The organism is Gammaproteobacteria bacterium (genome assembly GCA_016765075.1).
In the GTDB taxonomy this organism is placed as follows: domain Bacteria; phylum Pseudomonadota; class Gammaproteobacteria.
Map to the genome: position 1 here is coordinate 1 of JAESQP010000051.1, position 9,200 is coordinate 9,200.

Genomic DNA, 9,200 nt, shown 5'->3' on the forward strand with positions numbered 1-9,200 from the left:
CTGGCTATGAAGTGATTAACCGTGTGCCAGTGATATTGCATACCCCCTTAATGGCGGGCTCTAATTTTATCCATGGCATTGTGTTGGTCGGCGCTATGATCGTGCTTGGCCACGCTGACACCGGTTTGCAACAGGTTATCGGTTTTATTGCTGTTATGTTGGCAGCAGGCAATGCGGCGGGTGCTTATGTTGCTACCGAGCGCATGCTTGAAATGTTTGAAGCCAAGAACAAAAGGAAATAGCCGTGGAACACGTCATCCAAGCCGCATATTTCATTACGGCACTGTTATTTCTTTTAGGTTTACGCCAGATGTCGTCACCAAAGACGGCGCGCAACGGTATTCTCTGGGCAGGTGGCGCGATGGGGCTGGCGGTTATCGTCACCTTCTTTACACCTGGTCTGCACAATATAGGGTTGATGTTGATTGCAATTATTATTGGTGGTGGCGCAGCCTGGGTTTCAGCCAAGCGTGTTGCAATGACGAATATGCCGCAGATGGTGGCTATTTATAATGGCCTGGGCGGTGGTGCAGCAGCAGCCATTGCGGCAGTTGAATTGTTCCGTGGTGAGTTGCTCGGCGGCGAATCAGCCAGTGGTGTGTTAGTTTTTCTCGCTGTTGTCGGTGGTTTAATTGGTGCCATTGCTTTCAGTGGCAGTTGCATCGCTTTTGCCAAATTACAGCGTTTGATCAGCGAACGCCCAATGACGTTTTCCAAACAACAAGTCGTTAACCTTGCCGTGTTTGCCATTGCCGTGCTTGCGGGCTTCATTTTATTATTCACTGATGCGCCGATAATTATTGTTATTTTCTTTGCGGCGGCTTTGGCGTTTGGTGTGATGATGACCTTGCCTATTGGTGGCGCCGATATGCCCGTGGTTATTTCTTTATTTAACGCCTTAACCGGTATGGCGGTTGCTTTTGAAGGCTTTGCCTTGGGCAATGCCGCGATGATTGTTGCCGGTACAGTAGTTGGTGCGGCGGGGACTTTGCTAACACAGCTAATGGCTAAGGCAATGAACCGTCCACTGTCGAATGTATTGTTTGGTGCTTTTGGTGCAACACAGGATGATGACGATTCAGAGGTGGCAGGTTCGTTAAAAGAAATTGAACCAAATGATGCTGCCATCATGATGGGTTATGCCAATAAAGTCATTATTGTTACGGGCTATGGCATGGCGATGGCGCAAGCGCAGCATAAGGTTTACGAACTTGCACAGCAGCTAGAGGAAAATGGTGTAGAAGTGAAATTTGCCATTCACCCGGTCGCCGGTCGCATGCCTGGGCATATGAATGTATTGTTAGCTGAAGCCGGGGTTCCCTATGACAAATTATTTGATTTGGAAGAGATCAATGCCGAATTTCAAAGCACCGATGTTGCATTAGTTATTGGTGCTAACGATGTAGTGAATCCTGCTGCACGAAATAACTCGGCTAGCCCAATTTATGGTATGCCCATTTTGGATGTTGATTACTCTAGCAATGTGTTAGTGATCAAGCGTGGCCGTGGTAAAGGCTTTGCCGGTATCGAAAACGAACTTTTTTACGCCGATAACACCCGTATGCTCTATGGTGATGCGCAAAGCATGTGCAACGAGCTCGTGCAGAGTGTCAAGCAACTGTAAGCTAGTGTACCTTGGCACTCGGTTGCCGTTTTAATGTAAACGCTGACATCTATTGGTAAAAAACAATAGTGCGGAGCCCTCAATGACATTGGATGATTTACTTCAGGCTATGGTTGATGAGCAGGCATCGGATCTGTTTATTAGTGTTGGTTCACCACCCTCAATTAAAGTGGATGGAACGCTTTTTAGCATCGATGAGAGCGTAATCGATAGTGATACGGCTCATGATCTTATTTACGGCGCGATGCGAGCAGAGCAGCAAGAACAATTTGAGCGTGACTACGAGCTCAATTTTGGTCTTTCTCGGGAGGGTATTGGTCGCTTTCGAGCCAATGTTTTTCAGCAGCAATATCAGCCCGGAATGGTCGTTCGGCGCATAGAAACCGATATTCCTACGGTCGAGTCGCTTGGCCTACCGCAAGTGCTCGAGACAATGATAATGGAAAAGCGTGGCTTGATTCTCGTTGTTGGTGCCACAGGGGTAGGTAAATCGACCACCATGGCCGCTATGGTTGGCCACCGCAATCGTCACGGTAGCGGTCATATTGTCACTGTTGAGGATCCCATTGAATTTGTGCACAGCCCGCAAGGTTGTGTCATTACTCAGCGAGAGGTTGGTGTTGACACCAAGTCGTATGAGACGGCGCTGCAAAACTCACTGCGCCAGGCACCTGATGTCATTCTAATTGGTGAGATTCTGGATCGCACGACAATGCATCATTCCTTAGTATTTGCTGAAACAGGTCATTTGTCTTTAGCGCCTTTGCATGCGGTTAATTGTTCGCAAGCCCTGGAAAGGGCGATTAATTTTTTCCCGCGTGACCGTCGCGATGAAATTTTAATGGATTTGTCGCTCAATATGCGTGCGATTATTGCACAACGTTTGGTGCCTGCTGCAGATGGTGAGGGTCGAGTGCTGGCGATAGAGATTTTAACCAATAGTTCATTGGCGACTGATCTGATTGCCAGTGGTCGTTTTGATGAGCTAAAAGATGTGATGAAAAAATCAGATCAGCACGATATGTGTACCTTTGAGCAGTCTTTGTTTGAACTTTATAGAGACGGACTGGTGACGGAGGAAGATGCATTGCAGTATGCAGATTCGCCCAATGATTTACGTTTAATGATTAAGTTTGGCAGCAATGATCTTTCTGACGACCTCGCTAACAGGTCGAGCCAGATTTCGCTTACGGGTGCGAAACGTTAACTATAATTTTTGGTTGCGTATTATCGGTTAGGTTTTCTTCTGAAATAGTGTCCAAGTAATTTCAGGGAGCATAAATTTCAGGATAGACTTGTTTGGCATTGAATACCGGGCCATCAACGCAAACTCGTTTCATTGCAGGCCCATCATCTGTGTGTATTGCCACAACACAGCCCGCACAACCGCCTACTGCGCAAGCCATATACTCTTCGAGCGAGACTTGGCAGTCGAGTGAAAATTCCTCGGCAAGCCTGGCGCAGGCTTGCAGCATAGGTTGAGGGCCGCAGCTAAATATTTCTACCTCAGCCAGTCCTTGCTGTGAAAGCGCGGCTAAATACGCGCGTCCGAGGTCGGTGACGTAACCCTGAAAGCAGCCTTCATAGTTTTGCAGGCTGGCAAGGCGGCTGGCAATGCCCAGTTTTTCAAGAAAGTTAATGCTATGGCTGGTTTTATTATCAAGTCCTGCTACAGTAAATGAAGAGGGCTGTGTCGCAAAAGGGTAAGGGACTTCTGAGCCCATCAATACCAGCGGTGTTGTGTCTTGTCCCCCAGGGGTGTTCTGCTGTTTGAGTTGTTCGGCTAAAAAAATCATTGGCGGAATGCCAACGCCGCCACCGATCAGTAGCGGGCGTGATTTATTTGCTGAGGCAATAAAAGGTTGACCAATAGGCCCCATCACACTGATTGATTCGCCGACCTTGCGTTGCGCTAATGCGTGTGTACCGAGGCCGACATCACGGTAAAGGTATTCGACCCAGCCTTGCTGTTTGTCAGTGCGCATAATCGATAATGGTCGCCGCATAGGTAGGTTTTGGCTGCATTGTAGGTGTGAAAAACAGCCAGGCTCGGCGCGTTCAGCACAGCGCTCTGATGCTAAGCGTAATATGTATTGGTCAGCATCGAAGCGTTCATGGCTGATTACAGTGGCATCTTCGATAAAGACTGAATCGCGGTGTGCAGGATGTTTATTGCTCATGGTTATACTTGGGCTGGCGTTTAATTGAGTTGAAAAACAAGCTGGCCATGACGCAGAGTGTGAGTCACTTGACCTGTAAACTGCCAATGCATCATCGGCGTATTGTGACCTTGGCTGCGTAATGTCTCGCTATCTAATTGCCACTCTCGTTGCGGGTCGTAGATGCAGATATCAGCTTGTGCCCCGGGCGTGAGTGTGCCGGCGTTAATATCTAGCAACTGGGCTGGTTTGCATGTGAGTGAGGCAATTAGCGGCATGAGATCAATGATGCCTTCATTGACCAGGCGCAAGCTCAATGGCAGCAGCGTTTCAAGCGCTGATATGCCTGGCTCTGTTAGCGCAAACGGCGCTAGCTTTGCATCTGCTTCGTGCGGTTGATGGTCGGAGCATATCGCGCTAATCGTGCCTTTGCTCAGGCCAGCACGTAGGCCTTCACGATCACGTAAGCTGCGCAGTGGCGGTGAGACGTGGCAGTTGCTATTAAAATAGCCGACATCCATATCGGTTAAATGCAGTTGATGCGCACTGACATCGGCGCTGACCTGCAAGCCATTATATTGTGCGCGCGCAATCATTTGCACGGCACGTGCAGTAGATAAGCGACAAAAATGTGCTTTGACGCCAATGTGTTCAATCAAAGCGAGAATTTGGCTGACAGCGACGGTTTCAGCGGCGGCTGGATTGCCTGCTAAGCCGAGGCGGGTGCTGATCTGGCCTTCGTGGATGCAGCCATTTTTACGTAAGCCGGCATCTTCGGCGTGCAGGTGTACAACAAGATCATGGCTGGCCGAGTATTCCATAGCATGGCGCAGAATCAAGCTGCTTTTGAAAGGAGTATAGGCGTTACTAACGCCGACACAGCCAGCGGCTTTTAATGAGCCCATTTCGCTTAAACGTGCACCATCGAGCTCTTGTGTTAAGGCGCCAAGGGTATAGACAGAAGCCTTGCCTGTGTCATTGGCTTTGTCGCGAATTAATGTTGCGACAGCGGTGCTATCAATAACAGGATTGGTATCGGGGGGGCAACATATTGAGGTAATGCCGGCGCCAGCCGCAGCCCTTGTTTCGCTGGCAATAGTCGCTTTAGACTCATGGCCTGGCTCACGTAAACGTGCACACATATCGACTAGTCCAGGGCAAACAATGTGCCCTGTTACATCGATAATGCTATCGGCATTAAAATTATCTGGCACCTTATTGCTGACAGCGAGAATTTTGCCATCGCGGATAAAGACATCGCGCTGTTCATGTATGTCGTTAGCAGGATCGACCACGATACCGTTGCGGATGTGAATGCGCGGGTTTGTGTCAAGGTTCTTGCTCGTGCTCATGTCGGCGCTCATGCGTCACGCTCACTTTTCAACGTGCTTTTGGAGCGCATGGTCATCGACATCACTGCCATACGTATCGCTATACCATGACTGACCTGTTGCAATATGACTGAGTGTTTACCATCAGCAACGGCTGAATCCATTTCAACGCCGCGGTTAATCGGGCCAGGGTGCATGACAATGACATCGGGTTTGGCCAAGGCCAATTTTTCTTTGGTGAGTCCATAGAGCCTAAAGTATTCATGCTCACTGGGTAATAACGCGCTACTCATGCGCTCACGTTGCAGGCGTAACATGATGATGACGTCAACGCCTTTTAGTCCGGCTGCTAAATCATGGTAGACGTGGACACCTAAGCTGCTGGCTTGTGCTGGAATGAGAGTGCGTGGCCCAATGACACGAATATCGGGTACGCCGAACGTGCTCAGCGCATGAATCTGTGAACGGGCTACGCGCGAGTGCAGAATATCGCCAACAATGGCGACAGAAAGATTGTGAAATTCTTGTTTGTGTCGACGTATAGTAAACATGTCGATCATCGCCTGCGTTGGGTGCGCGTGGCTGCCATCGCCAGCGTTAAGCACGCTAACATGATCTGCACAATGTTCGGCAATAAAATGCGCAGCGCCACTGTTTGGATGGCGCACAACAAACATATCGCAATGCATGGCTTCGAGATTACGCAGCGTATCGAGTAATGTTTCGCCTTTATTGGTTGCCGATGCGGTGACGTTGATATTAAGTACATCAGCAGAAAGCCGCTTTGCTGCCAGTTCAAAGGTGGTGCGTGTACGTGTGCTAGCCTCGAAGAAGAGATTGACCACCGTTTTGCCACGTAGCAAGGGGACTTTTTTTACTTGTTGATTGGTAACGCTGGTGAATGATTCTGCAGTATCGAGTATTTCTACAAGAAGATCGCGTTTCAGGCCTTCCGTTGTCAAAAAATGACGCAGGCGCTTATTGTTGTCGAGTTGAAGGTGTTGCTGCTTCATGAGGTTAGCCGCATTATACACTGACGCCCAAGTTATGTACTTGCGACCTCTACGATTTCGAGTGACAGAGATTCAGCTTCTTTGTCTCCAGAGAGATACAGTTTAATTTGCTGGTTTGCGCCGAGCACGATCTCTGTCCCCGCAACATCGGCACTAATGGGGATTTCGCGTCCGCTACGCACCACCAGTACAGCAAGCGTTACGCTGGCAGGACGACCATAATCAAACAGTTCATTCAGCGCCGCACGTACGGTGCGGCCGGTATAGAGCACATCGTCGACCAGGATAATATGGCGATCATCAATGCTAAATGGCAGTTTCGATGGTTTGACCTCTGGGCTCATGCCAATACGACTAAAATCATCGCGGTAGAAGGAGATATCGAGCGTGCCTAAAGGCTCTGCGATAGCGAGACGTTGATGCAGGGCATTGGCCACCCAAACACCGCCAGTATGTATGCCTACCATAGCGGGGTTGGTGATTTGTTGACTATCGATGCGTATTTGCAATTGCGTTGCCATCAAAGTCAGCAAGGTATCAGGTGATTCAAGCGCCATTGGTATTCGTCTCTTTTGTTGATATGGCTATTGGTTGTGCATCGCCATTCCTATCCCTATCTTGGGTGTCAGACAACCAAGTGGTTAAAATTAACTGTGCTGCAATCTGATCGAGAAGCACTTTGCGTTGCCAGTCATCGCGACGTTGATGCGCTTTAGTATTCGCTGGCAAGTGGTTTTTTGCTTCCATTGAAGTTAGACGTTCGTCACTGTGAAAGACAGGCAATTTATACCGCTCCAAGAGTGCTTTGGCAAAGTTTTCGGCACGCTCAGTCATGGCCTGACGTGTGCCATCAAGGTCAAGTGGTATACCGACGACCAAGGCGTCAGCGCCCCATGTTTTGATCAGAGCATCGATTTCGTTCCAGCGAGGTTGTCCATTATTGGCTTTGAGTGTCACTAGGGGTTGGGTATTACCGGTGAGTTCTTGTCCTACGGCAACGCCAATACAACGCGTACCGAAGTCAAAGCCGAGCAAGGTGCGTTGGCCGCTACACGCCCTCGGGGTAGAGTCGTTCATGCATGACCTACATCGCCAGACAGGCGGGTGATATCGACACCAGCATGTGTGGCGGCAGCTTGCCAGCGTTGCTCGACGGGCAAATTAAAGATGATTTCACTATTGGCAGGGCCACTTAGCCAACTGTTGGCCAGCATTTCTTGCTCGAGTTGGCCAGCGCCCCAACCGGCATAGCCGAGTACGACAATATTATTTTTTGGGCCTTTACCTTCGGCAATGGCGGCTAAAATGCTACGTGAGGCAGTGAGGCCAATTTCATCGCTGATGTTGAGTGTTGCCTCCCATTCGCCAATCGGCTGGTGCAAGACAAAGCCACGTTCGCATTGCACTGGCCCGCCTAGAAAGACGCTGCTATTGTGAACGGTGTCATGGTCGGTCGCTAGTTCCAGGTCATTTAATACGTCACCGAGAGTGAGTTCTAGCGGCTGATTAATGACAATGCCAAGTGCACCATGCTCATCGTGCTGGCAAATATAAGTCACACTGCGTGAAAAATTAGTATCGTTAAGCGAGGGCATGGCAATGAGGAACTGGTTGCTTAAGCGAAGTGAGTTTTGCATATACTAAGTATCAGTGGTTTAAGGGCGCCTTGCAAGTTGCATGCATGATTGTCAACGCTTACGAGGTTGATATTAGCGTGATGAAAAATTGCCAGTACGACCAAATTCCCAAACGCGGCCGATGATTAACACATCGGTATCGCTAAGGATTTCTTGTGTTAAGGGCGAAAATGGTGCGGCAAGCTTCACAATACGAATAGCGGCATCATCCAACAGTTTTTTGCCTGATGATTTGATAATAGTGATGCTTTCAATAGAGCCGTCAGAAAAGAGGCCAACATCAAGTTTGAGTTTGCCGGTTAACTTGCGGCGTCGCGCCTCCTCGGGATAGTTAAGATTGCCTATTCTTTCAATTTTTTTTTGCCAAGAATCAAAATAGGCGGCATCACGAAACTCTTTGGTTTTAGTGTTGATATGGCGTCGTCGTGGATTATTACTATGGGCATTTTTAATTTGGCCTATTTCGCTACTTAGTCTGGCCATTGTCATACTGCGCGAGACAAGCTCTTGCGCGCTAGGGTGAGGTGTTTCTTGTTCAATAATTTTGCTAACTGTTTTTTCTAGTACCGTGCCACTGTCTTTTTTAACCGCTATTTTTTTGACTTCCTGCTCGCTGCGAATGGCAGTGCTTTGCTGCTGTGGTTGTTGCTCAAGTGCGGATAGTGGCGTTTGAATGGCTGCTATGAACGGGCTAGCTGAGACTTGCTCACGTTCGCCATCAAAGCCACCATCTTGGTTTGCTTGAGCTAATATCTTGGCATCGTCTGGTTCTTCTTCGCTGGCTTGATGGACAAGTATAATGTCCATTGTGTGTCGTGGTGCTTGATTAACATCTTCTGCTGAGAAGCTGATGCCCAATACGATAAACGCATGCAGCAATAACGCAAAAAATAGCGTTAAGGTGAGATGGTCGCTGTGGCTGCTGGTCGATGTGTGTAGGTTCATGGATTAATGTTCAAGCGTTTTTGTATGGCTAAGGCAAGACTACCATTGACGATACCAGTAATAATAGCGACCGTTAGCAGCACTGGCAGTAGGTGGAATAAGGCATCGTGTGGAATAAACAACCAATACGCTAGCCAAAACTGTGCCAGGATATGTGCGATGGCAGCCAGCACGCTGTAGCCTAAAACGCTCAAATGCTGCCGTGCCAAGGCATAAGCGATGCCAATGGCGATCAGGCTGGCGCAAGCGCCGCCAAGGCTGAGGACAAATGTTGGCGACAGAAAACTGCCAATAATGAGGCTGCCGATAAGCACACGCAAAAGCGATACCCAAGCGGCAGTGCGCCAGCCAAACTGCACTAAAACGACAATGGTGACAATGTTGGCAAGGCCAATTTTGACGCCTGGAATAGGGCTGGGTATTGCACTTTCTAACACGTGAATAGCGATGGCCAAAGCAGTAAACCAGGCAATGATGTGATCTTGGCGCTC

Annotated in this window: 11 protein-coding genes; 3 read left to right on the forward strand and 8 right to left on the reverse strand. The window is 48.9% G+C overall.

Annotated elements, in window-relative coordinates; translation table 11 throughout:
• The 3 genes from JKY90_02965 to JKY90_02975 all read left to right on the forward strand — a co-directional run.
• Positions 1-242 (forward strand): NAD(P) transhydrogenase subunit alpha (locus JKY90_02965; GenBank protein ID MBL4851228.1); only part of this gene is annotated, 242 nt, incomplete at its 5' end.
• 2 nt (positions 243-244) lie between these two features.
• A complete protein-coding gene (locus JKY90_02970) occupies positions 245-1,624 on the forward strand; it encodes an NAD(P)(+) transhydrogenase (Re/Si-specific) subunit beta (protein ID MBL4851229.1) in 1,380 nt (459 codons plus the stop codon).
• 82 nt (positions 1,625-1,706) lie between these two features.
• Positions 1,707-2,831: a PilT/PilU family type 4a pilus ATPase gene (locus JKY90_02975; protein MBL4851230.1), complete on the forward strand. Its 1,125-nt coding sequence runs from the start codon at positions 1,707-1,709 to the stop codon at positions 2,829-2,831.
• Positions 2,832-2,892: 61 nt separating this feature from the next.
• On the opposite strand, the gene JKY90_02980 is transcribed toward JKY90_02975, so the two are convergent.
• The 8 genes from JKY90_02980 to JKY90_03015 all read right to left on the reverse strand — a co-directional run.
• Entirely contained in the window at positions 2,893-3,804 is a 912-nt protein-coding gene (locus JKY90_02980; protein MBL4851231.1) for a dihydroorotate dehydrogenase electron transfer subunit, read from the reverse strand.
• A gap of 20 nt (positions 3,805-3,824) precedes the next feature.
• Positions 3,825-5,135, reverse strand: coding sequence for a dihydroorotase (locus JKY90_02985; GenBank protein ID MBL4851232.1), 1,311 nt, complete (start codon positions 5,133-5,135; stop codon positions 3,825-3,827).
• A gap of 8 nt (positions 5,136-5,143) precedes the next feature.
• Positions 5,144-6,127 carry an aspartate carbamoyltransferase catalytic subunit gene (locus tag JKY90_02990; GenBank protein MBL4851233.1) on the reverse strand — a complete coding sequence of 328 codons (984 nt, stop codon included), beginning with the start codon at positions 6,125-6,127 and terminating at the stop codon, positions 5,144-5,146.
• A 32-nt stretch (positions 6,128-6,159) separates the two neighbouring features.
• A complete protein-coding gene (pyrR, locus tag JKY90_02995) occupies positions 6,160-6,684 on the reverse strand; it encodes a bifunctional pyr operon transcriptional regulator/uracil phosphoribosyltransferase PyrR (protein MBL4851234.1) in 525 nt (174 codons plus the stop codon).
• Entirely contained in the window at positions 6,674-7,204 is a 531-nt protein-coding gene (ruvX, locus tag JKY90_03000) for a Holliday junction resolvase RuvX (GenBank protein MBL4851235.1), read from the reverse strand. Before ruvX ends, pyrR begins: the two co-directional genes overlap by 11 nt.
• Positions 7,201-7,764, reverse strand: a complete 564-nt coding sequence (locus JKY90_03005; GenBank protein ID MBL4851236.1) for a YqgE/AlgH family protein — start codon at positions 7,762-7,764, stop codon at positions 7,201-7,203. The genes ruvX and JKY90_03005 overlap by 4 nt, the downstream gene beginning before the upstream one ends.
• Before the next feature lie 72 nt (positions 7,765-7,836).
• Entirely contained in the window at positions 7,837-8,709 is an 873-nt protein-coding gene (locus JKY90_03010; protein MBL4851237.1) for an energy transducer TonB, read from the reverse strand.
• On the reverse strand, positions 8,706-9,200 hold a 495-nt coding region (locus tag JKY90_03015; protein ID MBL4851238.1), incomplete at its 5' end, for a Gx transporter family protein. The genes JKY90_03015 and JKY90_03010, both read right to left, overlap by 4 nt.

Excerpts from the sequence above, each read along its gene's own strand:
- JKY90_03005 (MBL4851236.1), bottom strand. The coding sequence starts at position 7,764 with ATGCAAAACTCACTTCGCTTAAGCAACCAGTTCCTCATTGCCATGCCC.
- JKY90_02990 (MBL4851233.1), bottom strand. The coding sequence starts at position 6,127 with ATGAAGCAGCAACACCTTCAACTCGACAACAATAAGCGCCTGCGTCAT.
- JKY90_02985 (MBL4851232.1), bottom strand. The coding sequence starts at position 5,135 with ATGAGCACGAGCAAGAACCTTGACACAAACCCGCGCATTCACATCCGC.
- pyrR (MBL4851234.1), bottom strand. The coding sequence starts at position 6,684 with ATGGCGCTTGAATCACCTGATACCTTGCTGACTTTGATGGCAACGCAA.
- JKY90_02980 (MBL4851231.1), bottom strand. The coding sequence starts at position 3,804 with ATGAGCAATAAACATCCTGCACACCGCGATTCAGTCTTTATCGAAGAT.
- JKY90_03010 (MBL4851237.1), bottom strand. The coding sequence starts at position 8,709 with ATGAACCTACACACATCGACCAGCAGCCACAGCGACCATCTCACCTTA.
- JKY90_02975 (MBL4851230.1), top strand. The coding sequence starts at position 1,707 with ATGACATTGGATGATTTACTTCAGGCTATGGTTGATGAGCAGGCATCG.
- ruvX (MBL4851235.1), bottom strand. The coding sequence starts at position 7,204 with ATGAACGACTCTACCCCGAGGGCGTGTAGCGGCCAACGCACCTTGCTC.